Below are 25193 nucleotides of genomic sequence, written 5' to 3'. Positions count from 1 at the left end.
AGGTGAACTAAGCGGTGATGCTTAAAAACTGCGGAGACTGAGAGAGAACGCGCAAGTTGATTTCTTGCCAAGACTCACCCGCGCTATCGATGAACACATTCCCCAGGTAAGGCGGAGAGCCTTCTGCCGGACCATGTGACTGGGTGAACGCATCAGCGCCGCGCAGGCCGGACAAAACATCCACCTGTAACGCGCAATTCACATCCAATGCTGCATTGAGCGTCACCACACTGGGCTCCCCGGCAACTACCTGCCTGGAACCCACTCCGTCTTGCGCCAAATACGCCGCAAGATCGACGACTCCAAAAAGACCACCCCGGATATTCATGACACCCAAGAACCAGTCCACCGAGTAGGGGACCGCTTGCAGATGGGACACAGGAACAATTTCGCCAGACTGCCCCAATGGAAACAGATACTTCCGGGCGCCGGCCTGAACAGCCAACCACGCCACCGACATACCTTCGGTCTTCGCAGCTTGCAAACGGCTCGCGAGCCGGGCTTGTAATTCTCGGAGTGCGTCTCTGTTGGCCATATCAAGTCGGCGTTAGCCCAGTGCCTTGATTTTGGCTAGCAACTCAGATGCATCGACCGGCTTGGTGATGTAGTCTTTGGCGCCCTGGCGCATGCCCCAGACACGGTCGGTCTCCAGGCTCTTGCTGGTACACATGATGATCGGGATGTCCGCGTATTCAGGCGTGCGGTTGATGGCGCGCGTCAGCTGGAAGCCGTTTTGCCCGGGCATCACCACATCCATCAGGATCAAGTGCGGGCGGTCTTCTGTAAGACGCTTGAACGCCTCGTCAGCGTTCTCTGCCGAACGGACGCTGAATCCGTTCTTCTGCAAAATTTCAGTCAAAAACAGCAACTCTGTTTTGGAATCGTCAACGATCAGTACTTTTTGGATAGGCATCAATTCGCTCCTTGCATGGCAGCTCCAAATTGCTGAACCGCTTTCAGCAATTGGTCTTTGGTAAAAGGTTTGGTGAGGTAGTCTTGCGCGCCGACCATGCGACCCCGAGCTTTGTCGAAGACTCCGTCCTTGGAGGACAACATGACCACCGGCACACTAGAGAATTTGGCGTTGCGCTTGATGATGGCGCAAGTCTGATAGCCGTCCAACCGTGGCATGAGAATGTCACAGAAGATGATGTGCGGCTGGTAATCATTTACCTTGGCGAGCGCATCGAAACCGTCCTCTGCCAACAAGACATCGTGCCCACCCTGCTTGAGAAAGATTTCCGCGCTACGTCTTATCGTGTTGCTGTCGTCTATCACGAGCACTTTGAAGGTGGGAATGGTCATACGTTAAGGGGGATACTCCCCGCGTTGGCGAGATACGTCAGTACAAGCAAATTTCACACCCGCAACGGGTGTCAGATCTGCACCATTTCAAAATCTTCTTTACGAGCACCACATTCGGGGCAAGTCCAGTTCATCGGAACATCCGCCCACAAAGTACCGGGTGCGATGCCATGGTCAGGCGCTCCGGCGGTTTCGTCGTAAATCCAACCGCAAATCAAGCACATCCAAGTTTTGGTATCAGTCACAGCTTATTGAGCCTTCAAATAGAATCCAACGATTGTATAGAGCAGGTTTTGTGAAAAAGACGACCGCCCATCTAAAGAACGCCATTCTGCACGATGACTTACCCTAATAGAGGCCTCTAGATGTCGGCATCCCTCCCCCCCGAACTTGACGAAACCATGGACGATGACGGCCCTTCGGCTTGCGTCATGGCATTTAACGCCAACGACCCGAGCGGTAGCGCCGGCACCTCTGCGGACCTCACTGCGATCGCGTCCGTAGGCGCCCATGCCCTGCCAGTAGTCACCGGTGCCTATGCCCGCGACACCACAGAGATCGTGGACCATTTCCCCTTTGATGACGAGGCGGTCACTGAGCAAGCCCGCATCATTCTGGAAGACGTCCCCGCACAGGTCTTCAAGGTGGGTTTTGTAGGTACTCCAGAGAACCTTTCCGCCATTGCAGAACTGGCCTCTGACTATGCCGATATCCCGCTCGTTGCCTACATGCCCGACCTCTCCTGGTGGGAGGAGGACAAGATCGATTTGTATCAAGACGCTTGCACAGAGTTACTTTTGCCACAGACCACTCTGTTGGTAGGAAACCACAGCACGCTCTCGCGCTGGCTGCTACCGGACTGGAGCGCCGACAAGAGCCCCTCGGCCCGTGATATCGCCAAAGCAGCCAATGCCTTTGGCGTGCCCTACACCCTGGTCACCGGCATCCCGCTGCCGGACCAGTTCATTGATAACGTGTTGGCTTCGCCAACCTCGGTGTTGTGCAGTGAAAAATTCGAGCGCTTTGAAGCCATCTTCACGGGGGCAGGCGATACCCTCTCCGCGGCATTGGCCGCATTGATTGCCAGCGGCACGGAACTGAACGAAGCCGTGACCGAAGCCCTGAGTTACCTGGACAGATGTCTGGAAAACGGGTTCCGCCCCGGCATGGGGCACGTGATTCCAGACCGGCTTTTCTGGGCACAGCCGGAATCCGATGACGACGACGAAAGCACCATCAGCGCCCTCGAAGCCGACTTCGAAGTCCCTCCCAACTCCACCCGACACTAACTGGCAGAAATTTTGTGACAGATCGTAATTTAGAACTCTTTGAGCGCGCCAAGCGCGTGATTCCCGGTGGCGTGAACTCGCCTGTGCGTGCATTCAAGGCCGTGGGCGGCACGCCGCGCTTCGTGCAGCGTGCGCAAGGCGCCTACTTTTGGGATGCCGACGGCAAGCGCTATATCGACTACATCGGCTCCTGGGGCCCGATGATCCTAGGCCACGGCCACCCTGCGGTACTGGAGGCGGTGCAAAAAGCAGCACTCGACGGCTTCTCATTTGGCGCCCCGACTGAGCGCGAAGTCGAACTGGCCGAAGCCATCCTCGCACTGGTGCCCAGCATGGACATGGTGCGCCTGGTCAGCAGCGGCACCGAGGCCGGCATGAGTGCCATCCGCCTGGCCCGCGGCGCTACAGGCCGTAGCAAGATCTTGAAGTTTGAAGGCTGCTATCACGGCCATGCCGACGCACTGCTGGTCAAAGCCGGCTCCGGCTTGGCCACCTTCGGCAACCCCACCAGCGCAGGTGTGCCCCCTGAAGTGGTGCAACACACCTTGGTGCTGGAGTACAACAACATCCAGCAATTGGAAGAAGCTTTTGCCCTGCACGGCAAAGAGCTGGCGTGCGTGATGATCGAGCCGATTGCCGGCAATATGAACTTCGTGCGCGCCAGCGTGCCCTTCATCAAACGCTGCAGCGAGCTGTGCACGGAATACGGCGCCTTGTTTGTATTTGACGAAGTGATGACGGGTTTTCGCGTCGCACCCGGCAGCGCCCAGCAGGTCTATGCCCGCAGCATCCCCGGCTTTGAGCCTGACATGACCGTCATGGGTAAGGTCATCGGCGGTGGGATGCCCTTGGCAGCCTTTGGCGGCAAGCGCGCGGTCATGGAGCAGCTGGCCCCCTTGGGCCCGGTGTATCAAGCCGGCACCTTGTCCGGCAACCCGGTGGCCACCGCTTGCGGCTTGGCGACGCTGGCAGAAATCAGCAAACCCGGCTTCTACGAAGACCTGGGCCGCAAAACACGGGCCCTGATCAGCGGGCTGCAAGCAGAAGCCGACAAAGCGGGAATCGACTTCTGCGGCGACTCTGAGGGCGGCATGTTCGGCTTTTTCTTCTTCAAAGAACTACCGCAAAACTACGCCAAAGTCATGACCACCGACAACGCGCGTTTCAACACCTTGTTCCACGGCCTGCTAGACCGCGGTGTTTACATCGCCCCGGCGCTTTATGAGGCTGGCTTCATGAGCGCAGCACATACCGATGCCGACATTGCAGAGACGGTCGCCGCGGCGGGTGACGTGTTCAAATTGCTATCAAAATAGAAGCTACTCGCGCAAACAAAACAAGGGCTGGAAGCCGATTTGGCTTCCAGCCCTTGTTTTATGGTGCCGTGGACTACGCACTCACTCGCCGACGTAGTTCTCAGGAAAGAAGTGACGCTCGATCAGCTCAATCAGGATGTGCAGCACCTTGATGTGCAGCTCCTGCACCCGGTCTGCATACATGCCACCGGGGGTGCAAATGTACACATCGCTCAGAGGCTCCAGCTTGTCGCTGCGTTTGCCGCTGAGGATGATGACCTTCATGCCCAATGCCTTGGCCGCCTCGGCGGCCTTGATCACATTCTTGCTGGTGCCGCTGGTACTGAGCGCCACCAGGCAATCGCCGGGGCGGCCGTGGCCTTCGACATAGCGGGCGAACACTTGCTCATAGCCGTGGTCGTTGCCCACGCAGGTCAGGTGGCCGGCATCACTGATGGCGGTGGCACCCAAGGCTTTGCGGTCTTTACGGTAACGGCCTGTCAGCTCTTCCGCAAAGTGCATGGCATCACACATGGAGCCACCGTTGCCACAGGAGTAAACCCGACCGTGATTCTCAAAAATGGAGATCAGTAGTTGCGCGGCCTGCTCGATGGTCGCCAATGCGGCCGGGTTGGCCAGCAGATTGGTCAAAGCGGTATGCGCCTCTTGCAGGCTGGAGGTGATGTGGTTTTGCATGGCGCTCATTTTCGCGCAATCCCCACCAGCCCGGATCAACAGCAGCGCAAGACCTGGTGCAGGCCCCGTTTATATCTTGAATTGCTATCAAAATAATAGCTGGCTACGCCTATTTCGCGTGGGCTACATATCAAATAGGCATAAAAAAAGCCGCTCAAGAGCGGCTTTTGAATTGATGCAGTGCCCTTCAATCCACGCGGGCGCCCGTGTCTTTCACCACTTTTTCATACTTGCGTCGCTCTGCCTGCATCCACGCATCAAAGGCAGCGGGAGTGGAAGGTGCGGGTTCGGCGAACAAAGTGTTAAAGCGGGTCTTGGTCTCAGGCGCTTGCAGGGCCGCGGTAAAGGCCTGGTGGAGCTGCGCGATCCGCTCCTTGGGCGTACCTGCCGGAGCGACCAGCCCCCACCATGTGTCAATCGCAAAACCCTTGAGCGTTTCAGACATGGCCGGCACCTCCGGCAGGGCTGCGCTGCGGCTGAGGGAAGTGACCGCCAAGGCCTTGAGCTTGCCCGAGCGGATATTGGGCGCTGCCGTGGCCAGGTTGTCCAGATTGAAATCCACCTGCGCGCTGAGCAATGCCAGTTGCGCAGGGTTTCCGCCGTTGTAAGGAATATGCAGCGCGAAAATTCCGGCTTCTTTCTTGAACATCTCCCCCGCCAAGTGTCCGGCACTGCCGTTGCCGCCGCTGCCGTAGTTGAGCTTGGCAGGGTTGGCCTTAGCGTAAGCAATCAGGTCCGCCAGGGTCCCGATGCGCAGGCGCTGCGCCACCTCGGCATTCATCACCAGCACGTTGGGCACACGCACCATCTGCGTGATGCCGGCAAAGTCCGTCGCTGCGTTGTAGGGCATCTTGGCAAACAGCCACGGGTTCACCGCGTGCGTAGCTGTGGCCGCGATGCCGATGGTGTAACCGTCAGGCGCAGCTTTGGCCACCACATCCGCACCGATGTTGCCGCCGGCGCCGGGGCGGTTTTCCACCACCACTGTGCCGAGGCTGTCTTTGACCCGCTCGGCCAGCACTCGGGCGGTAATGTCCAGCGGACCGCCTGCGGCATAAGGAACCACGAGGCGGATCGGCTTGTTCGCCCCTTGGGCCCAACTGCTGGAGACGCCCAACACAAGGGCACCAACGAGAGTGACGAATCGCAAAGCGTTCATGGCAGGCCGATCAGTGGCGGAAGTGGCGCACGCCACTGAACACCATAGACACGCCGCGCTCGTTAGCAGCGTCAATCACTTCCTGGTCGCGCATGGAGCCACCAGGCTGAATGACGCAAGTCGCGCCATGGTCCACCACCACATCCAAGCCATCGCGGAAGGGAAAGAAAGCATCGCTCGCCACCACGGTGCCTGCCAATGACAGGTTGGCGTGGCCGGCTTTGATGGAGGCAATGCGGGCAGAGTCCAAGCGGCTCATCTGGCCTGCGCCCACACCCATGGTCATGCCGCCTTTGCAGAAGACGATGGCGTTGGACTTGACGTACTTAGCCACTTTCCAGGCGAATAACAAGTCGTTGAGCTCTTCAGCCGTAGGTTGCTTAGTCGTTACGACCTTCAAGTCGCTCAGAGCCAGCTCATGGTTGTCGGCCGTTTGCAGCAGGATGCCGGAGCCGATACGTTTCATGTCCATCAGGTTGCGGCCCTGGTCCCATGGCGTAGTGCCACCCTTGGGCAGGTCGATTTGCAGAATCCGCACATTGACTTTGCTCTTGAAGACTTCCAGCGCTGCGGGTGTGAAGCTAGGCGCCATCAACACTTCCACAAATTGCTTGGAGATTTGTTGCGCACCGGCTTCGTCCAGCTCGGTGTTCAGGGCAATGATGCCGCCGAATGCGCTGGTGGGGTCGGTCTGGAAGGCCTTGCTGTAGGCCTCCAAGGCATTCGCGCCGACAGCCACGCCACAGGGGTTGGCATGCTTGACGATCACGCAGGCCGGCGTGTCAAAGCTCTTCACACACTCCCACGCGGCGTCCGCGTCGGCGATGTTGTTGTAGCTGAGCTCTTTGCCCTGCAGCTGCTTGGCAGTCACCAGCGAGCCAGGGGCAGGCATCAAATCACGGTACAGCGCAGCTTGCTGGTGGCTGTTTTCACCGTAGCGCAGGTCTTGCACCTTGATGAAGCGGCCGTTGCTCTGGCCGGGGAACAGGTCCAGCACCGGGGCTTTGTCGCCTGCGGGCACTTCGTCGCCAATCTGGATGGCCGACAAGTAGTCGCTGATAGCACCGTCGTACTGGCTGATGCGGTTGAACGCAGCGATGGACAGGCCGAGCTTGGTCTTGTCGCTAACTACGCCCTTGGCTTTCAGTTCAGCGATCACCGTGTCGTACTGAGCCGCGTCGGTCAGCACCGCCACGTCTTTCCAGTTTTTGGCAGCGCTGCGCACCATGGCGGGGCCGCCAATGTCGATGTTCTCGATCGCGTCTTCCAGCGTGCAACCAGCCTTGGCCACGGTGGCTTCAAACGGGTACAGGTTCACCACCAGAAAGTCGATGGTGTTGATGTTGTGCTCGGCCAGTGCCGCCATGTGGGTGGGGAAGTCGCGGCGCGCCAGCAAGCCACCGTGCACGCGGGGGTGCAAGGTCTTCACACGGCCGTCCAGCATCTCGGGGAAGCCGGTCATCTCGGCCACTTCGGTCACCGGCAAACCTTTGTCGGCCAGTAGCTTGGCGGTACCGCCAGTGGACAAAAGCTTGACGCCTTGGGCGTGCAGCGCTTGGGCGAGTTCAACGATGCCGGTCTTGTCAGAGACGGACAGCAGTGCGGTTTTTTGTGCGTTCATAGTGCGGGAGTAAAGTGAAACCAGAAAACGTTTCACCGGGCAACCGCACCAAGGCGGATGCCGGTGGGGGGCTTACGCGAGCAGCTTGTGCTCGACCAATTTTTTGCGCAGGGTATTGCGATTCAGGCCCAGCCATTGCGCTGCTTTGGATTGGTTGTGGTCCGCCTGTGCCATCACCACCTCCAGCAACGGCTTTTCTACCGCGCGCACCAACATGTCATACATGCCGGCGGGCTCTGTGCCGTCGAGGTCTGCAAAGTAAAGCTCCAGGCTCGCGCGCACGCAATCATCCAAATTCGTGCCGCTCATACTGCCAATTCCGTCATGTCATGTCCCTTTGCCTGACCGTTCGCGGATCCCCGTGCAGGGATGCGATCCATTTTTGCGTTCAACGTGTCCAAATACCCTTGGACCGCCGCCACCTGGGAGGCGCTGTCTTCCAGTAGATTCATGCCCTGGCGGAAATCCTCACCACCGGGTAAATCCTGCAAATACCAGCCGATGTGCTTGCGCGCCGAGCGCACACCGATAAATTCGTCATACAGGCTGTAATGGTCGTAGAGGTGCTCGACCAACAGCTTTTTCACCTCGCTCACCAGCGGCGGTGCAAGGTGTGTGCCAGTGGCCAGAAAGTGCGCCACTTCCCTGAATATCCACGGGTACCCCTGAGCGGCACGGCCGATCATGATGGCGTCTGCACCGGTCGCGGCTAGCACCTCACGCGCCTTCTCAGGGGTGGTGATGTCGCCATTGGCCACCACCGGGATGCGTAAAGCGGCCTTGACGGCTGCAATGGTGTCGTACTCGGCAGCTCCTTGGTAGCCCTGCTCTCGGGTGCGGCCGTGCACCGTCACCATTTGCACACCCACGGCCTCGGCGGCACGGGCCAGCACCACCGCGTTCCTCTCTGCTTGGCACCAACCGGTGCGCATTTTCAGGGTCACGGGCACATTGCGGGGGGCGCAGGCGTTGACCACAGCCTCTACGATCTCGATGGCGAGCTGCTCATCCTGCATCAGGGCAGAGCCGGCCCACTTGTTACACACCTTTTTGGCGGGGCAACCCATGTTGATATCGATGATCTGGGCGCCACGGTCGATGTTGTAGACCGCGGCTTCCGCCATCATTTGCGCATCGGTACCGGCAATTTGCACGGCAATCGGGCCGGGTTCCCCATCGTGGTTGGCCCGGCGCGAGGTCTTGAGGCTCTTCCACAAGTCCTTGCGGGAGGTCACCATTTCGCTCACCGCATACCCTGCGCCGAGCTTTTTGCAAAGTTGGCGGAAGGGCCGGTCCGTCACCCCCGCCATGGGGGCAACAAAGAGGTGATTCGCCAAAGCGAATGGGCCGATTTGCATGGGTATGAGGAAAGCTGGAGGCGTTAGAAAGCGTGAAGGCCCGCATTTCAGCGGGCCCGGCCTGCATTCTAACTGCTCAAAATTTCAGCAATTGAAATGCGCAGGCACCTCACTGGCTGCCGCCCTCTGATCCCTATACTGGGCCGCTATGGATGCTTGGTTTCACTCTTTGTTGCAATGGCTTTCGCTCCCTGAGTTCGGGCTGAGCACGGTGTTTGCGGTCTCGCTGATGTCTGCCACCTTGTTGCCGATGGGGTCAGAGCCGGTTGTCTTCGGGCTGGTGCAATTGCAGCCGGATTGGTTCTGGCGGGTCATCGCGGTGGCGACTGCCGGCAACACCCTAGGTGGAGCCATCACCTGGTGGATGGGCCACGCGGCCTGCCATCTTGCAAACCGGTATGGCCGATCCGCAAGTCATGTGCGGGCGCTGGCCTGGCTCACACGCCTGGGGCCCAAGGCCTGTTTGCTGTCGTGGCTACCGGTCGTCGGCGATCCTTTGTGTGGAGTCGCCGGCTGGCTGCGCCTTCCGTTTTGGCCGTGCGTGATTTACATGGCGATCGGCAAGTGCCTACGCTATATCACCATGACGGCAGCGCTTAGCGGGCTGGTGCGCCTGTGGTGAGTTGCGCGCGCAGTGCCAAGCGGCTGGCAAGGTCGATGAAGCCGGTGTCAGAGACATCATCGGTACTCAAGAGAAAGTCCCGCGCCTCCCCGGATTGGAGCTGGCGCATGGAGCGGTCGTAGTACCGGTCGTAGTGCTTGACCAGTAGGTCCTCCACCAGCTCTGCATAACGCGACGCCGCCACCCACTCTTTCCACTGGTCCACTTGGGCTCTGCCACAGGTCGGGACCAAACGGTCCAGCTGCTCCAGAAGCGTGTCACTGTGCAGAAAGTAGGCATAGTCCTGCAACAAAAATTGCACCCTGAGGCCCACCGGCACATCCAGCCCCCACCACTGGCCTTGCTGGATGCCTTGGTAAATCGAATCCGGCAAACGCAGTAAACCGATGCGCTTGCTTTCCGCCTCGACATACACCGGGCGGCCAGGGTCAAAGCTTGAGAGGGTATGGAGTATCTGCGTCTCGAACATTTTCTGGGAAGGCTGGGCCTGATCTGGCAAGCCACCCAGTACCGAGCCCTTGTGAGCCGCCAGCGCCTCCAGGTTCAGCACCTGATGACCCTGCGCCTGCAAGGCTTCGAGTACCTTGGTCTTGCCCGAGCCTGTCGGGCCGGCCAGCACCTGAAAGCGGAATTGCGCGGGCAGACGCACCAACTCTTCAAGCACATGGTGGCGCCAGGACTTGTAGCCCCCTGACAAGCGCCGCGCGGTCCAACCCACCTCGTTCAGGATATGGGTGAACGAGCCGCTGCGCTGACCACCGCGCCAGCAATACACCAGCGGCCGCCACGACTTGGGGTGCGCGGCAAACAAGCTGTCGACATGCGTTGCCACATTGCGCGCGACCAAGACGGCCCCGACCTTGCGCGCCTCGAACGGCGAGACCTGCTTGTACATGGTGCCGACGCGGATACGCTCTTCGTCATTCAGCACCGGGCAGTTGATGGCGCCGGGAATATGGTCTAACGCGTATTCGCCGGGCGAACGCGCGTCGATCACCGCATCAAAGGTGGCCAGCTGCTCGATGTCAGCAAACGTGTGATTCACAGAAGTCACGGGCATCCCCTCATTAACGGCCCCATTTAACGGACCAACACCAACACCGTGCCCAGCACGGTGAGACCGGCGCCCCACCAAGCGCCCTGCGCGGGCGAGCGGCCCAGGTGCCACCATAACAAGGGCAATACCAACACCGGCGACACCGATGACAAGATGCCCACCATGCCGACATTGCCACGCTGCAGCGCCAGCAGGATGAGGCTCATCCCCAAGCCCATACCGATCATGCCGCTCAAACCGACTTTACCCAATACGGCTAAAGACAAGGGGTTTTGGGTACGAGCCACCGAAGCACCCGCCCACAGAAGCACCAAGTGAGCGGCACAAGTTGCCCCCACCCGCAGCACCGTGGCTGCGACAGGGTCCACGCCCGAGGCCATCACAGGCTTGGCAATCAATGAGCCGGTGGCCTGGCACAAGGCGGCCAACAGGCCCAGCGCGATCCCTGATGGAATATGCCCGCGAAGCTGCTCCAAAGCGTGCGACTCATCTTTGCGGCTACCCAAGGCAATCGCCAACATGACGCCGCCCACCACCAAGCCTCCGCCCATCATGGCCTGAGGACCCATGCGCTCACCCAGCACCACAAACCCTAGCAGTGCACTAAACAAGGCGTGCGTGGCAAACAGCACCCCGGTACGGCGTGGGCCTAGCCGGTTCATGGAGGCAAACAGAGCGGTGTCGCCGATGAAGATGCCGATCAATCCACTAAGAATCAAGACCCAAGCTTGCTCGGCATGGATGCTGTGCCAAGCCCCATTCAGCAGGACCACGGGCGCCAGCATCACAAACACCAGCCCCATACGCCAACGGGTAAATGCAAACGCGCCGAGATGGCGCGCTTGGGGGGCTGAAATCAGCCCGGTCACCGCCCAGCAAGCCGCAGCGCCCAGGGCCAACCAATCAAAAGACAGCGTCACGCTGCCGCCGCAGCACGTGCCATCAAGAACTGAACAGGAAGTTCATCACGTCGCCATCTTTGACCACGTATTCCTTGCCTTCAGCGCGCATCTTGCCCGCGTCTTTGGCGCCCTGCTCACCCTTGTGGCTGATGAAGTCATCAAAGGCAATAGTCTGGGCGCGGATGTAACCTTTTTCGAAATCCGTGTGGATCACGCCAGCCGCCTGGGGGCCGGTGTCGCCCACATGGATGGTCCAGGCGCGCACCTCTTTCACCCCAGCGGTGAAGTAGGTTTGCAAGCCCAACAGGCTGTAGGCAGAGCGAATCAGGCGGTTTAAACCGGGTTCGGTTTGGCCGAGTTCCTGCAAGAACTCCAGCCGGTCCGCATCGTCCATCTCTGAGAGCTCAGCTTCCATCTTGGCGCAAATGGCCACCACAGGCGCGCCTTGGGCGGTCGCAAAGGCGGTCAAGCGGTCGAGCAGAGGATTGTTTTCAAAACCATCTTCCGACACGTTGGCCACGAACATCGCGGGCTTGGCCGTGATCAGGAAAAACTGCTTGAGCAAAGGCAACTCTTCTTTGCTGAAGTCCAGGGTGCGCACCGGCTTGGCTTCGTTCAGCGCAGCTTGGCACTTCTCCAGAATCGCCACCAGCTTGATGGACTCCTTGTCGCCCGAGCGCGCCAGCTTTGTCACACGGTGCAAGGCTTTTTCCACCGCGCCCAAATCAGCAAGGCACAACTCGGTCTGAATGACTTCGATATCGGCAATCGGGTCCACCTTGCCGGCAACGTGGATCACGTTATCGTCTTCAAAGCAGCGCACCACGTTGATGGTGGCGTCTGTTTCGCGGATGTGTGCCAAAAACTTGTTGCCCAAGCCCTCGCCGGTGCTGGCGCCCGCCACCAGACCCGCAATATCCACAAACTCCACGATGGCCGGAACAATGCGCTCGGGGGTGATGATGTCAGCGAGCTGCTGCAGACGCGGATCAGGCACCTCGACCACGCCTACGTTGGGCTCAATCGTGCAAAACGGGTAGTTTTCTGCAGCAATGCCCGCCTTGGTCAGCGCGTTAAAAAGGGTACTTTTGCCCACGTTGGGCAGGCCTACAATGCCACACTTCAAACTCATAAAAAACCTCTAAAAACTGGGTGACAAGTGTATGCCATACCTGTTCCTGCGCCTGTTGGTGGCGCTGGCACTTTGGGCGGGAGCGGGTTGGGCGCATGGATTTGTCGCCGAAGCCCGCGCTGCCAGTCCGCTTTTATTGACAGACAACAGCGAGCCGCAGCCCCTCCAAGACAGCTCCATGCAGTGGCTGGAACCGGGCCGCAACGCAACAGCGGCCCAAGCCTGGGCCGCGCCGTTTGAAGCCACCCACATGGGGCACGCGGCGCCCCTCAACGCCAACAACACGCTTTGGATCAAGCTAACGCTGGTTCGGGCGACCGGAAGCACCGGCCGGTGGACGCTGAACATTCCTCAGCCCTACCTCGACCACGTAGTGCTTTTTGAGCGGCAAGACGGCGCTTGGTACCCCCAAACAGCAGGCGACAAGCACGCCCAGCGCCACTGGAACGTGCGCGGCCTGTATCCTGAGTTTGAGCTGTATTTGCCACCCGGCAAGCCGGTTGAGGTACTGCTACAAGTGCGCAACTTCAAGCCGCTCGCCGTCCCCTTGCGCATGGCACCCGCTAACCTGCGCGAAGGCCAGCGTATGGCGGAGGGGATAGGACTGGGGGTCATGTTCGGCCTGATCCTGACCCCGACGGTCGTCTCCTTGATGCGCTATGCCGAGTTCCGCCACATGTCAGATTTGGGCGCGGCCCTCTACAGCGCAATGGTCGCCCTCACGCTGGCGCAGTTCAACGGAATACTCAATGCGCTGCTCTGGCCCGATCCGGTGTGGGCGGACTACGCAAGCAGTGTGTTGCCGTCACTGGCCATCGGTGTCACTTTGTTGTGCGTACGGCACCTGTACGCGCTCTCTACCCACCACCCCCGGCTTGACCAGCTCTTGGGGGTGCTGGGGTTCAGCGCATTGGCCTCTGTCACCAGCTACCTGCTACTGGACCGTGCGATGGCGGACACGGTCTCTGGCATCGTGATTTTGCTGGGCACCGCTTGCTGCCTGCTGGCCACCGCCGTAAATTGGCGGGCGGGCTCGCCCCTGGGGGCTTGGCTGATGTGGACCTACAGCCCTAAATTAGGTCTCGTGATCTGGACGACCCTGGAGGCTGGGGGCAACCTCCCTGCATTCTGGCCGCTGCGCTACTTGCTCACATTTATCGTGGCAGCGTCCGTGCCCGCCCTGGTCTATGCACTGGGGCGTGCCACCCACGACCGCAAAGAAATCGTCGCCCGCGCAGAGCAACTCCCGACGCAGGATGCCTTGACCGGCCTTCTCACCGCAGAGGTCTTTCAAACCCATGTAGCCGACGCCTACCAACGTGCCATCACCCACCGTGAACCCTTGGCGTTGGTTCTGGTCAATATCGCGAACCTCGACCACATCCGCCACAGCATGGGCGACCCGGCCGCAGAACAATGCCTCTTGCGCGCAGTGATTAAATTACACCGCGTGCTACGGGATGTGGACCCGGCGGCACGGGTGGGCAGCGCGCGGTTCGCCCTACTGCTGGAGGGTGTCGGTTCGCGGCAGGCGCTCACCGAGCGGTTGGTCAAACTGGTGGCCTCGGGGCTGATTCCCTTGCAAGGCATGCCCACCGAGGTCACGCTGCAGTTCCAAGCCGCGTGCGTACTGCTGCACGAAAACCCGGTCGAACCTGCACAAGCCCTCAACGAGTTGGCGGGCGTGCTGGCCGGCATCTCACCGCGAACCCGCCGGCCGATCCGCTTTCTTGAGCCTGTACCCACTCAATTAGCCAGCTTGCACTCTTCGCTGTCGAGCTGATCGCTGGTCGAGCGCTCACCATGGCCGGCGTGACTTACGGCGCAGCAGCGCCATCAAATTGGTACGACGCAGCCACCACCTGCCCCACCCGCAGGACCTGACCTGCACCGGCCTGCACGATCGCATTCATTCCGAAGGTGATCGCGCCATTCAAGCGGGCGTCCCGGCGGTAGCTTTGAAGGGCATCCCCCGCGCCGGGGTGGCTCTCAGCCGTGTCGGGGTCAATATTGGGTATCGGGCAGCGGGCGCACGGCTTCACCAAGGCGAGTTGCGCGGGGGTAGCACTGCCCTCCTCAGTCGTGACCTGCAGAACTGCCATGTGGTCTTCATCATGTGCCTCCATGCCTCCCAACACCACATTGGGCCGGAAACGGCGCATTTCGGCAGGCGGCAAACCCGCAGCCGCCAACCGGCTGTTGAGCGGTGCCATGGACGCGTCGGTTGTGACCAGCACCGGGTATCCGTCGGCAAATTGGGTGTGCCCCTGCGCACCGCCGGTCCAGCGAAGGCTGCACGCCCGCCGCCCCTCGGGCGCAAAGCGCACAAGGCGGACTCCTTCGCAACCTAGCGCTTATTGCAACCACAAAGCAGCAGCATCCCCCATATCGAGGGCATCCACGGTGTCATCCCAGACTTGGACCCGGGTTTGCGGCCCCTGCGCGTCGAGCGCCAACTGCAGCGGGCTCAGGCCGGCGCACTGCAACTCCAGTGCCTGTGCCAGCAGGCGCGGCTGCACCAACGCCATGCGGGGATATTCGCGCTGGCTCACAAAAAGCCCTTCTGCATCCACCACCATCCAGTGCCGGTCCCACTCCAGCCCGGTGTCCAGCAGGCGCGCATGCTCCACCGCGATACCGGCGAGCGATTTCACCGGGTAAATCATCAGCGCGGCAATGTGTCCGTGCATATCGGCTTCAAAGTGTGGGGTCATGGGGGTTTCCTGGTGCATAGAGCCAGCATTGTGCACAGCCCTCCTACAATGACCCAATGGCCCAAACCTATGACATTTGTATCCGTGGCGCTGGCATCGTGGGGCGCACCCTGGCGCTGCACTTGGCGGCCAAACGCCTGAAAGTGGCGCTGGTCGAGACGACCAGCAGCCCCCACTCTAGCCCGGATGTGCGGGCATACGCCCTGAACGCGCGCTCGCGCCAACTGCTCGAAGCCATCCGTTGCTGGCCAGCTGACGCCCATGCCACACCGGTGCTGCACATGGCGGTCGTGGCCGACGCGGACGCCCAAGTAAATTTTGATGCAGCCCCGCAAGGTGTAGATGCCCTGAACTGGATTGTGGACGTGCCCGTGCTCGAGCAACAGCTCGCCCAAGCCGTGCAGTTTCAACCCCTCATTTCCGTAGTCGATACACCGCAACCCGCGACCCTGACCGTCGTGTGTGAAGGGCGCGCCAGCACCACTCGCGATGAGCTCGGTGTGGAGTTCGAGGCACATCGCTATGCCCAGACCGCAGTAGCTGCCAGAGTAGAAAGCGCGCTGCCTCACCAGCAAACCGCCCGGCAGTGGTTCAGCGAAGGCGAAGTGACCGCACTGTTGCCGATGCAAGGGCCGGAGGGGAACTTTCATGCCCTTGTGTGGTCAGTGTCCCCAGAGCGCGCACAAGCCCTGATGCAACACACCGACCTCGAATTCACCAACGCCCTGCAAACGGCCACCCGCATGGCGGTGGGTACCCTGCGTCTGGCTAGCCCCCGCGCGAGCTGGGCCTTGCAGCATGCCGTCGCCACCCGCTGGACCGGCACCACCACCCTGGACGGCCATCGGCGTGCCTGGGTATTAGCGGGTGACGCGGCCCACAACGTGCACCCGCTGGCGGGCCAAGGCTTGAACCTGGGCTTGGGTGATGTGGCCGAACTGGTACAGGTGCTCGATACCCGTGGCTACTGGCGCCCTGTCGACGATATGCGCTTGCTGCGCCGCTACGAGCGGGCCCGCAAGGCCGCCTTCGCCGTGGTGGGTGGCAGTGGCAACTCCTTGCAACAGCTGTTTGCCCACCCCCACGCTTGGGCGGAAAACGCCCGCAGCTGGGGCATGCGCGGCTTTGACAGTTGCGCCCCGCTCAAACACTGGGTCGCCCGGCAGGCCATGGGCCTGTGAGCGCTCAGGCTCGCTCCGTCTTTTCACACTTTCCGGAACTCTTGTTTATGCACTTCCCCCGTTTGTTTGCCACCGTGGGCCTGGCGCTCGCCGCCTTTGCTACGGGCACTTTTGCCCAGGAGGCCGCCATCCGCGAGGCCATCACGAAACGGGTGCCCCAGCTGAAGTCCATCGACGAAGTGCGCCCGGCCGGCATCCCCGGCTTGTATGAGGTCCGGGCCAATGGCGTCGAGATCTATTACACCGATGCCAAGGGCAACTACCTGATTCAGGGCAACCTGTACGAGACCAAAGGACTGCGCAACTTGACCGAGGAGCGGATCAACAAGCTCACTGCCATCAAGTTCAGCAGCCTGCCCCTCAAAGACGCTTTCACCATCTTGCGGGGCAACGGCTCGCGCAAGCTGGCCGTCTTTGAGGACCCGAACTGCGGCTACTGCAAGCGCTTTGAGCGCGATCTGCAAAAGATCGACAACGTGACGATCTACATGTTCCTCTACCCCATCCTCGGGCCGGACTCGACAGAAAAATCCAAGGCGATCTGGTGCAGCAGAGACAAGGTGGCGGCCTGGCAAGACTGGATGCTGCGCGACCAGCCCGCACCGGCCGCAGCAGCGATGTGCGATACATCGCCGCTCGCCCGCAATGTGGAGTTCGGCAAGACCTACCGCATTCAGGGCACGCCCACCCTGCTGTTTGAAGACGGCAACCGCGTACCCGGCGCGATTGACGCCCAGCAAATCGAAAAATACCTGAAAGACGCAAAAAGCTAAGGCCACTGCCTCCCTCACAAGCGCCCGGCGCGGGTCGCCGGTCTCCACAAATTGCTCCTGAATTCATAGCTGCTCGCGCAAGCATGGCGGGCGCCAACCGGTGTTTAGGCATGAAAACTTCGTCCAAGTCGTCCAAATCCCTCACAACTGCTGCACCCGCATCCGCGGTGCACTACCGGATCGAAGTGCCCGATGTGCACAGCCACCTGTTCACGGTGCACATGACCGTGGCCTCGCCGGCTAGCACCCAGACCCTGCGCCTGCCGGCCTGGATTCCGGGTAGCTACCTGCTACGCGAATTCGCCAAACACCTGCAGCAGCTGGAGTGCCGGCAAGGCGGCAAACGCGTCCCGGTGACGCAGCTGGACAAAGCCACCTGGCAAGTCAGTTGCCGCGCCGGCCTGCCTTTGGAAGTGAGTTACGAGGTGTATGCCTTTGACGCGTCGGTGCGCACCGCTTGGCTGGATGCGCAGCGCGGCTTCTTCAACGGCACCAGCCTGTGCCTGCAGGTGCCCGAAGCAGCAGCAGAGGCCCACACCCTGGACATCGCGCCGGTTGCCGGCACCACGGGCTGGCAGCTGGCCACCGGACTGCCGGCAGTTGCCGTCGACAAGGCGGGCTTTGGCCTGTACCGCGCCCCCGACTACGACACCCTGGTCGACTGCCCGGTGGAAATGGGGCCGTTCTGGAGCGGTAGTTTTGAGGTGTTCGGCATTCCCCACCGCTTTGTGGTGGCCGGCGCACCGCCCAGCTTTGACGGCGAGTTGCTACTGGCCGACACCCGCGCCATTTGCGAAGCGGAAATGCGCTTCTGGCACGGCAGCGACTTTGAGCAGTATCAAAAAGATAGCAGCTCCCGCAATAAAGACGGGGGCCAAAGCCCGATTCCATTCACAAACTATGTCTTCATGCTGGCCGCGGTGCACGATGGCTATGGCGGGCTGGAGCACAAAAACTCCACCGCCCTGATTTGCAACCGCAAAGACTTGCCGCGCCTGCCCCGCACTACGCTGGCCCCCACCACCCACAAGCAGCCCGAGGGCTACACCACGCTGCTGGGGCTGATCAGCCACGAGTACTTTCACACCTGGAACGTCAAGCGCCTGCGCCCCGCAGAGCTGGCCACTTACGACTATCGCGCAGAGAACTACACCGAGCTGCTATGGTTCTTCGAAGGCTTCACCAGCTACTACGACGACTTGCTGCTGCGCCGTGCCAAACGCATCGACAACGCCACCTACCTAAAGCTCTTGAGCAAGACCATCAATCAGGTCCAGCAAACCCCGGGGCGGCTGGTGCAAAGCGTGGCGCAAAGCAGTTTTGACGCGTGGGTGAAGTACTACCGCCAAGACGAAAACACCGCCAACGCCACCGTGAGCTACTACACCAAGGGTTCACTGGTGGGCCTGTGCCTCGACCTGACCCTGCGCGCCGAAGGCAAAACCCACCTCGATGCCGTGATGCGCGGCCTGTGGACACGCTGTGCCGGCGGCCCCATGACCGAGGCGGACCTGCTGGCCGTGTTGCAAGAGCTCGGCGGCCGCTCGTTCGCCAAAGACTTGGCGCGCTGGGTACACAGCACCAACGAGCTGCCTGTGCACGAACTGCTGGAGCAACACGGTGTGCAAGTCAACCGCGAGCCCGACCAGGCCGCCCAGCAACTCGGGCTGCGGGTCAAAGAAAGCGGCGGGCTGTTCATCCAGCAGGTGCTGCGGGGAGGAGCCGCCGAAAAAGCCGGCTTTGCTGCGGGCGACGAGTGGCTGGCAGTCCAAACCGAGGGCATGCCCTGGCGCATGCAGGCCTTGGATGACCTGATGCTCTATGCCGGCAAGGCCAAGAAAGTGACGGCATTGGTTTCGCGCGACAAGCGCCTGATGCAGCTGACCCTTACCCTGCCGGCCCCCACCCAGGCGGTGCGCCTGTCGGTGCGCGATGCGGCAGCCGCCAACCACTGGCTGGACGGCGTGTAAACCGCAGCTCGCGTCAGCACGGTGCAAATTCGCTTGGCTATAGTGCGCCCAGCCCCCCTCATTTCGACACACAACAGGAGACCACTGAATGAGCTACGAATGCATCACCACCCGCGTGGAAGACGACAAGGTTGCCATCATCACCCTGAACCGCCCCAAGCAGCTCAACGCCCTCAACGACCAGTTGATGGACGAGCTGGGCGCAGCCCTCAAGGGGTTTGACGCCGACCCCACTATCGGCTGCGTGGTGATCACCGGTAGTGAAAAAGCATTTGCGGCCGGCGCCGATATCACGGCCATGGCCAAGTTCAGCTTTGCGGATGCCTACAAAGGCGACTTCATCACCCGCAATTGGGAAACTATCCGCACGATCCGCAAACCGGTTATCGCCGCCGTGAGTGGCTTTGCGCTGGGTGGCGGTTGCGAGCTGGCCATGATGTGTGACTTCATCATCGCCGCTGACAACGCCAAGTTCGGCCAACCCGAGATCAAGCTGGGCATCATCCCCGGCGCGGGTGGCACCCAGCGTCTGCCCCGTGCAGTGGGCAAATCCAAGGCCATGGACCTGGCCCTGACCGGCCGCATGATGGATGCCACCGAGGCCGAGCGTGCCGGCTTGGTGAGCCGCGTGGTTCCGCTCGATAAGTTGCAAGAAGAAGCTTTGGGCGCCGCTTTGCAAATCTGCGCGTTCTCCCAGGTGGCGACCATGGCAGCCAAAGAATCGGTCAACCGCGCCTTTGAAGGCACCTTGGCAGATGGCATTGCCTTCGAGCGCCGCATGTTCCACGCCCTGTTTGCGACCGCCGATCAAAAGGAAGGCATGGACGCTTTTGTGAACAAACGCGCCGCGAACTTTACACACCAATAAATCTGGCATATAATGCCGATCTCGGTCGTATAGCTCAGTTGGTTAGAGCGCAGCATTCATAATGCTGATGTCGGTGGTTCAAGTCCACCTACGACCACCAAACCAAGAAACCCGCAATTGTTCACACGTTGCGGGTTTTTTCATGGGCGCTCGCCTCGCACCCCCAGGCTAAGCCCTGCCCGACACCTAGGATTCTTGAAAACGATGCCACCGGCGTCGCCAGCCAAGCATGGCTGAACTTTCAAGAAAGCAGAACCTCAGGTGTGGAATCCAGAACATGTGGCTCAAACCGCCACCCAAGTCCTTGTCGAGTATCTCGGCGTGGCAGCCCGGTTTGTGGTCGAAGACGCCATGGATGCCACCGCTTCCAGCCACGCCTTGCCGCAAGCCAACCACGAAGCCCACCTCCGCTCGTTCCTGATCAACCTCAGCCAGCAGTTGCCTGCAGGACTGCCCAATGAACGTATCCGCCAGACCATTCTGGAGCGGTGCACAGCCCCAGCCCCCATCACCCCTCTTCAAAAGTAAGCCATGAAAAAAACCACATCCATCAACCGCAACCTCACAGTGGGGCTGATTGCCATCATCGTATTTTTTATCCTGCAAGCCGTCGGCGTGCTGACCATGGGCCGCTATACCGAGCGCGAAGTGGTGGAGGTGGCGCGCAAGAACACCGTAGCCCAGGTGGACTTGGCCGATTTGTCGACCATGGCGCAGCAGATTCGCCGGTACGAAAAAGAGTACTTCATCTATGTGAACAACCCCGAGAAGCGCACCCAGTACCAAAAGGAATGGACCGGCACGATGGAGAAGATCACCGCGCTGCTCGGTCGCATGCGCGCCAACGGCAGCAGCGCCTTGAGCGCTGATGACTTGAGTCGTGTGGGCCAGTGGACTGCAGCAAGTGAGTTTTATGCAGCAGAAATGACCAAGGTGTTTGCGGAAGTGAACGCCCGCGCCAACAAGATGCAGGAAGAAGCGGCCACAGCCCAGGCTGCCGAAGAGCAAGCCGCCAGCACCAAAGGTACCAAGACCAAAGACACAACGCCTGTTTTGGAAGGTACGCGCATGCTGCTGCCCGATGAAGCCAATGACCTGATCAAGGCCGGCAAAGACCGTTTTTCTGCCGACCTGATCAAAGGCGTGGCCACCACCTTTGCCCAGAAGAGTGAAGCCACGCTGGCCCTGACCACGGTGACCAACCAAGGCTTCAACAAAATGATCTACGGTGTCATGGCAAGCGTATTGATTGGCATCGGCATTGGTGTGTACTTGTTGATCAGCCTGCCCAAGAGTGTGACCGAGCCCATTCGCAACCTGACGACCCTGGTCGACGCCCTGAGCCGCGGCGAGTCCACCAAGCCGGTAGCCAGCATCAAGGTGCTGGAGTTCAAGAACCTGTCCGCTGCCGTGGAGCGCATGCGGATCGCGCAAGAACTGATGCTGCAGCGCCTGCAAAAGCCCCGCTGAACGACGGGCCCGGTAAAATCGGGCCTTTCGTTCATTCACAGCCTCTGGATACACACCATGAATCGCTGCCTTCGCGCCATCGGCGCTATCTCTTTGTTGGTCGCCTTGCCCTTCGGGGGCATGGCGCAGACCAACCCCACCACACAGGTCGTTACGGACAGCAACGGCAACTACGTGACGGTGCGGACCTTCCCCTCCACCGCCGTGCGTGGAACCCTGCAAGTAGTGCAACCACCTGAAGTGTTGTTCAACAACGTGGTGGCACGCCTCTCCCCCGGCGCCCGTATCCGCGGAGCCAACGGCATGCTGCTGATGTCTGCCAGCGCCGTCGGACAGACCCTGCAGGTGATGGCCGTCTTGGACAGCCAATCCATGCTGCACGACGTATGGGTATTGAACGAGATTGAAGTCGCGATGTACCCCACCAAGCCGTCGTACTCCCGCTAAGCCGCCTAAGCGGTTCATTCGCATTTTCGGCTGGTAGCGCTCTCGCCACCTGCGCCAGCCGCTCCTTTATTCATAGCATTTTCACGGGATACGTCATGTCCAAAAAAGTCTTTATCAAAACCTTCGGCTGCCAGATGAACGAGTACGACTCGGACAAGATGGCTGACGTGCTCGGCGCCGCCCAAGGCTACGAGCCCACTGATGATGTGGAGCAGGCTGACCTGATTTTGTTCAACACCTGCTCAGTGCGCGAGAAAGCGCAGGAAAAAGTGTTCAGCGACCTGGGCCGCATCAAGCACCTCAAGGCCAAGGGCGTGCAGATTGGCGTGGGTGGCTGCGTGGCCAGCCAGGAAGGCGCCGAGATCATCAAGCGGGCACCTTATGTGGACGTGGTGTTCGGCCCGCAAACCCTGCACCGCTTGCCCGAGCTGCTCAACGCCCGCAAGGCGCTGGACAAGCCGCAAGTCGACATCAGCTTCCCCGAGATTGAGAAGTTTGACCACCTCCCCCCGGCCAAGGTAGACGGCGCCAGCGCCTTTGTGAGCATCATGGAAGGCTGCAACAAGTACTGCAGCTACTGCGTGGTGCCCTACACCCGCGGCACCGAAATCAACCGCCCGTTTGAAGATGTGCTGGTGGAGATTGCCGGCCTCGCCGACCAGGGCGTGAAAGAGGTGAACCTGCTCGGCCAGAACGTGAACGCCTGGCGCAACGCCATGGGCGACTCGGGCGAAATGGCCGACTTTGCCACCCTGCTGGAATACGTGAGCGACATTCCGGGCATTGAGCGCATCCGCTACACCACCAGCCACCCCAATGAGTTCACGCCCAGCCTGATTGCGGCCTACGAGAAGCTGCCCAAACTGGTGAGCCACCTGCACCTGCCGGTGCAACACGGCAGCGACAAGATTTTGATGGCCATGAAGCGCGGCTACACCGCCATGGAATACAAGAGCACAATCCGCAAGCTGCGCGCCATCCGGCCCGACATGAGCATTAGCTCTGACTTTATTGTCGGCTTTCCTGGTGAGACGGACGAAGACCACGCCAAGATGATGAAGCTGATCCACGACGTGGGCTTTGACAACTCTTTCAGCTTCATCTTCAGTCCCCGCCCCGGCACGCCGGCGGCCAACCTGCACGACGACACCCCGCACGAAGTAAAGCTGGCCCGCTTGCAAGAGCTGCAAGCCGCTATCAACGCCAACATTGCCACCATCAGCAACCAGCGCCTGGGCACGGTACAACGCATTCTGGTGGAAGGCAGCAGCAAGCGCGACAACGGCGAACTGATGGGCCGCACCGAGTGCAACCGCGTCGTCAACTTTGCCGGTAACCCTCGCTTGGTCGGGCAGCTGGTGGATGTGACGATCACCGAAACCCGCAGCTACACATTGCGCGGTGAAGTGCTGACGGTGGAACACGCAGCCTGACCATTTAGCACCTTGTACCGAGGGCTCTTGTGGGAGCCCTTTTTGCTTGTGGCTTGCCCCAAGCCAAGAAAACACCAAGGGTAAACCCGTAAGTCGATCGTAAGATGGCGGGCATGCGGAGCGCCTAGCGCCCGCCGCCCCCAGTTTCCCGGAGTTTTTTGACATGCCATCTGCCCATCGCATCCAACACCCCGCCTTTCAAGCCAAGATCATGTCTGCCGAGGCGGCTGCCGCACTCATCCCCGCCGGAGCCAATGTGGGCATGAGCGGCTTTACCGGCTCGGGCCACGCCAAGGCGGTGCCGCAGGCGCTAGCCAAACGCATAGAGCAACTGCATGCAGCGGGCGAAGAGTTTCAGATCGGCCTGTGGACCGGTGCCTCCACCGCGCCCGAACTAGATGGCGCATTGGCCAAAGCCCACGGCATCTCCATGCGCCTGCCCTACCAGTCAGACCCCATCGTGCGCAAGCAAATCAACGCGGGGCAGATGCAGTACACCGACATCCACCTCTCGCATGTGGCGCAACTAGCGTGGTTTGGCTTTCTGGGGCCGCTCAAGGTGGCGGTGGTGGAAGTGGCGGGCATCCTGCCCGATGGGCGGCTGATTCCATCGTCCTCAGTGGGCAACAACAAGACCTGGCTGGATCTGGCAGACCACATCATTTTGGAGGTCAACAGCCATCAGCACGCCGGGCTAGAGGGCATGCATGACATTTACTACGGCACTCGCATTCCACCGCACCGCCAGCCGATACCGTTGGTGGCGCCTGGCGACCGCATTGGCGACTGCTACCTGCACTGCGACCCAGCCAAGGTGATTGCGGTGGTAGAGACGAGCGAGCACGACCGCAACTCGCCCTTCGCAGCGCCGGATGAAACCTCGGAACGGATTGCCGGGCACATCATTAAATTTTTGCAACAAGAGGTCTCCGCCGGCCGCTTGCCCGCCAACCTGCTGCCGCTGCAAAGTGGGGTGGGCAATATAGCCAATGCGGTGCTTATGGGGCTGAACCATGGCCCGTTTGACGGACTCACCGCTTACACCGAAGTACTGCAAGACGGCATGCTGGAGATGATCAAGTCCGGCAAGCTGACCATGGCCTCGGCCACCGCACTATCCTTCAGCCCCGCCGCGCTGGAAGAATTCAACGCCAACATCGATTTCTACCGCAAACGCATCGTGCTGCGCCCGCAGGAAATGAGCAACCACCCCGAGGTGATCCGCCGCCTGGGCCTGATTGCCATGAACGCGATGATCGAGGCGGACATCTACGGCAACGTGAACTCCACCCACATCATGGGCAGCAGCATCATGAACGGCATTGGCGGCTCGGGCGACTTTGCGCGCAATGCCTACCTGTCCTTTTTTATGACGCCGTCCACCGCCAAAGACGGCGCCATCTCCTGCATCGTGCCCATGGTCTCGCACACCGACCACACCGAGCACGACGTGGAAATCATCGTCACCGAGCAGGGCCTGGCCGACCTGCGCGGCAAGTCACCCACCCAGCGCGCACAACTCGTCATCGAGCATTGCGCCCACCCCGACTTCCGCCCCGCCCTGCGCGACTACTTCGACCGTTCCCTGCAGACAGCCCCCGGCCGCCACACCCCGCACATCCTGAGCGAGGCGCTGTCGTGGCATGACCGGTTTGTGAAGACCGGGCGGATGTTGTAACTCGCTATTTATTTAGGAGCTGCTCGCGCATGTTCTATATGCGCTAGCGGGTGATTTGGCTTAAGAATGTTTGCTCGCCTGCGGGTGGGTGGCGGCGAGCAGGGCGGATTTTAGTGTGTTGCGCCGACAGGTTGAATCCGCGCAGAAAACCTGACCTCAAGAATCAGGCTGCAAGCGTAAAGCCGATCACTGGATGCGACAAGTGGATATTCATTCAATCACA

At 60.5% G+C, this 25193-nt stretch carries 27 protein-coding genes and 1 tRNA gene; 14 read left to right on the top strand and 14 right to left on the bottom strand.

Annotated elements, in window-relative coordinates:
• Positions 1-7 precede the first annotated feature (7 nt).
• The 4 genes from U5L73_RS05235 to U5L73_RS05220 all read right to left on the bottom strand — a co-directional run bounded on the left by U5L73_RS05235 (position 8) and on the right by U5L73_RS05220 (position 1529).
• Positions 8-535 (bottom strand): chemotaxis protein CheW, encoded by a 528-nt coding sequence (locus tag U5L73_RS05235; RefSeq protein WP_313875150.1) that lies wholly within the window; start codon positions 533-535, stop codon positions 8-10.
• 12 nt (positions 536-547) lie between these two features.
• Positions 548-913: a response regulator gene (locus U5L73_RS05230; protein ID WP_313875149.1), complete on the bottom strand. Its 366-nt coding sequence runs from the start codon at positions 911-913 to the stop codon at positions 548-550.
• Positions 913-1305 (bottom strand): response regulator, encoded by a 393-nt coding sequence (locus tag U5L73_RS05225; RefSeq protein WP_322561350.1) that lies wholly within the window; start codon positions 1303-1305, stop codon positions 913-915. Before U5L73_RS05225 ends, U5L73_RS05230 begins: the two co-directional genes overlap by 1 nt.
• Before the next feature lie 71 nt (positions 1306-1376).
• A complete protein-coding gene (locus tag U5L73_RS05220) occupies positions 1377-1529 on the bottom strand; it encodes a rubredoxin (protein ID WP_296509851.1) in 153 nt (50 codons plus the stop codon).
• A gap of 141 nt (positions 1530-1670) precedes the next feature.
• On the opposite strand from U5L73_RS05220, the gene thiD reads away from it, so the two are divergent.
• Both thiD and hemL read left to right on the top strand, forming a co-directional pair.
• On the top strand, positions 1671-2594 hold the full coding sequence (gene thiD / locus U5L73_RS05215; RefSeq protein ID WP_322561349.1) for a bifunctional hydroxymethylpyrimidine kinase/phosphomethylpyrimidine kinase: 924 nt from the start codon (positions 1671-1673) through the stop codon (positions 2592-2594).
• Between the two features lie 14 nt (positions 2595-2608).
• On the top strand, positions 2609-3910 hold the full coding sequence (gene hemL / locus U5L73_RS05210) for a glutamate-1-semialdehyde 2,1-aminomutase (RefSeq protein WP_322561348.1): 1302 nt from the start codon (positions 2609-2611) through the stop codon (positions 3908-3910).
• A gap of 81 nt (positions 3911-3991) precedes the next feature.
• On the opposite strand, the gene U5L73_RS05205 is transcribed toward hemL, so the two are convergent.
• The 5 genes from U5L73_RS05205 to dusB form a co-directional block, all read right to left on the bottom strand.
• Positions 3992-4585: an SIS domain-containing protein gene (locus tag U5L73_RS05205; protein WP_322561347.1), complete on the bottom strand. Its 594-nt coding sequence runs from the start codon at positions 4583-4585 to the stop codon at positions 3992-3994.
• A gap of 187 nt (positions 4586-4772) precedes the next feature.
• Positions 4773-5744 (bottom strand): tripartite tricarboxylate transporter substrate binding protein, encoded by a 972-nt coding sequence (locus tag U5L73_RS05200; RefSeq protein WP_322561346.1) that lies wholly within the window; start codon positions 5742-5744, stop codon positions 4773-4775.
• A gap of 10 nt (positions 5745-5754) precedes the next feature.
• Complete coding sequence (gene purH, locus U5L73_RS05195) at positions 5755-7365, bottom strand: bifunctional phosphoribosylaminoimidazolecarboxamide formyltransferase/IMP cyclohydrolase (protein ID WP_322561345.1); 1611 nt, start codon at positions 7363-7365, stop codon at positions 5755-5757.
• A 72-nt stretch (positions 7366-7437) separates the two neighbouring features.
• Positions 7438-7674 (bottom strand): Fis family transcriptional regulator, encoded by a 237-nt coding sequence (locus U5L73_RS05190; protein WP_313875143.1) that lies wholly within the window; start codon positions 7672-7674, stop codon positions 7438-7440.
• Positions 7671-8723: a tRNA dihydrouridine synthase DusB gene (dusB, locus tag U5L73_RS05185; RefSeq protein WP_322561344.1), complete on the bottom strand. Its 1053-nt coding sequence runs from the start codon at positions 8721-8723 to the stop codon at positions 7671-7673. The genes U5L73_RS05190 and dusB overlap by 4 nt, the downstream gene beginning before the upstream one ends.
• A 148-nt stretch (positions 8724-8871) precedes the next feature.
• Here dusB and U5L73_RS05180 point away from each other — a divergent pair, with 148 nt between their 5' ends.
• A complete protein-coding gene (locus tag U5L73_RS05180; protein ID WP_322561343.1) occupies positions 8872-9345 on the top strand; it encodes a YqaA family protein in 474 nt (157 codons plus the stop codon).
• Here the strand turns inward: U5L73_RS05180 and mnmH are convergent.
• Genes mnmH through ychF form a run of 3 tightly spaced genes read right to left on the bottom strand, consistent with a single transcriptional unit; the run spans position 9320 to position 12436 of the window.
• On the bottom strand, positions 9320-10399 hold the full coding sequence (gene mnmH, locus U5L73_RS05175; RefSeq protein ID WP_322561342.1) for a tRNA 2-selenouridine(34) synthase MnmH: 1080 nt from the start codon (positions 10397-10399) through the stop codon (positions 9320-9322). The genes U5L73_RS05180 and mnmH overlap by 26 nt on opposite strands.
• A 26-nt stretch (positions 10400-10425) precedes the next feature.
• Positions 10426-11322, bottom strand: coding sequence for a DMT family transporter (locus U5L73_RS05170; RefSeq protein WP_322561341.1), 897 nt, complete (start codon positions 11320-11322; stop codon positions 10426-10428).
• Positions 11323-11344: 22 nt separating this feature from the next.
• On the bottom strand, positions 11345-12436 hold the full coding sequence (ychF, locus tag U5L73_RS05165) for a redox-regulated ATPase YchF (RefSeq protein WP_313875138.1): 1092 nt from the start codon (positions 12434-12436) through the stop codon (positions 11345-11347).
• A gap of 31 nt (positions 12437-12467) precedes the next feature.
• On the opposite strand from ychF, the gene U5L73_RS05160 reads away from it, so the two are divergent.
• The gene (locus U5L73_RS05160) at positions 12468-14219 is read left to right on the top strand and encodes a diguanylate cyclase domain-containing protein (protein ID WP_322561340.1); all 1752 of its coding nucleotides are present in this window, start codon (positions 12468-12470) and stop codon (positions 14217-14219) included.
• Positions 14220-14253: 34 nt separating this feature from the next.
• Here the strand turns inward: U5L73_RS05160 and U5L73_RS05155 are convergent, their stop codons facing one another.
• Together U5L73_RS05155 and U5L73_RS05150 are read right to left on the bottom strand one after the other, a co-directional pair.
• Entirely contained in the window at positions 14254-14763 is a 510-nt protein-coding gene (locus U5L73_RS05155) for an MOSC domain-containing protein (protein WP_322561339.1), read from the bottom strand.
• A 27-nt stretch (positions 14764-14790) separates the two neighbouring features.
• Positions 14791-15150: an MOSC domain-containing protein gene (locus U5L73_RS05150; RefSeq protein WP_322561338.1), complete on the bottom strand. Its 360-nt coding sequence runs from the start codon at positions 15148-15150 to the stop codon at positions 14791-14793.
• Positions 15151-15206: 56 nt separating this feature from the next.
• On the opposite strand from U5L73_RS05150, the gene U5L73_RS05145 reads away from it, so the two are divergent.
• The 10 genes from U5L73_RS05145 to U5L73_RS05100 all read left to right on the top strand — a co-directional run bounded on the left by U5L73_RS05145 (position 15207) and on the right by U5L73_RS05100 (position 24970).
• Positions 15207-16331 carry an FAD-dependent monooxygenase gene (locus U5L73_RS05145; RefSeq protein WP_322561337.1) on the top strand — a complete coding sequence of 375 codons (1125 nt, stop codon included), beginning with the start codon at positions 15207-15209 and terminating at the stop codon, positions 16329-16331.
• A gap of 47 nt (positions 16332-16378) precedes the next feature.
• Positions 16379-17104: a DsbC family protein gene (locus U5L73_RS05140; protein WP_322561336.1), complete on the top strand. Its 726-nt coding sequence runs from the start codon at positions 16379-16381 to the stop codon at positions 17102-17104.
• 110 nt (positions 17105-17214) lie between these two features.
• Positions 17215-19074, top strand: a complete 1860-nt coding sequence (locus U5L73_RS05135; RefSeq protein ID WP_322561335.1) for a peptidase M61 — start codon at positions 17215-17217, stop codon at positions 19072-19074.
• An 88-nt stretch (positions 19075-19162) separates the two neighbouring features.
• Positions 19163-19942, top strand: coding sequence for an enoyl-CoA hydratase (locus tag U5L73_RS05130; RefSeq protein WP_322561334.1), 780 nt, complete (start codon positions 19163-19165; stop codon positions 19940-19942).
• Positions 19943-19965: 23 nt separating this feature from the next.
• Positions 19966-20042 (top strand) — tRNA-Met (locus U5L73_RS05125).
• A 161-nt stretch (positions 20043-20203) separates the two neighbouring features.
• On the top strand, positions 20204-20470 hold the full coding sequence (locus tag U5L73_RS05120; protein WP_322561333.1) for a hypothetical protein: 267 nt from the start codon (positions 20204-20206) through the stop codon (positions 20468-20470).
• A 3-nt stretch (positions 20471-20473) separates the two neighbouring features.
• Positions 20474-21412: a hypothetical protein gene (locus U5L73_RS05115; RefSeq protein ID WP_322561332.1), complete on the top strand. Its 939-nt coding sequence runs from the start codon at positions 20474-20476 to the stop codon at positions 21410-21412.
• A gap of 57 nt (positions 21413-21469) precedes the next feature.
• Positions 21470-21859 (top strand): hypothetical protein, encoded by a 390-nt coding sequence (locus tag U5L73_RS05110; protein WP_322561331.1) that lies wholly within the window; start codon positions 21470-21472, stop codon positions 21857-21859.
• A gap of 95 nt (positions 21860-21954) precedes the next feature.
• The gene (gene miaB, locus U5L73_RS05105) at positions 21955-23292 is read left to right on the top strand and encodes a tRNA (N6-isopentenyl adenosine(37)-C2)-methylthiotransferase MiaB (RefSeq protein ID WP_322561330.1); all 1338 of its coding nucleotides are present in this window, start codon (positions 21955-21957) and stop codon (positions 23290-23292) included.
• Positions 23293-23455: 163 nt separating this feature from the next.
• Positions 23456-24970, top strand: coding sequence for an acetyl-CoA hydrolase/transferase family protein (locus U5L73_RS05100; RefSeq protein ID WP_322561329.1), 1515 nt, complete (start codon positions 23456-23458; stop codon positions 24968-24970).
• The last annotated feature ends 223 nt before the right edge of the window (positions 24971-25193 follow it).

The organism is Rhodoferax sp. (assembly GCF_034520025.1).
Taxonomy (GTDB): domain Bacteria; phylum Pseudomonadota; class Gammaproteobacteria; order Burkholderiales; family Burkholderiaceae_C; genus Allorhodoferax.
The sequence above is the reverse complement of the archived record's forward strand: the minus strand, read 5'-3'. Positions and strand labels throughout refer to the sequence as shown.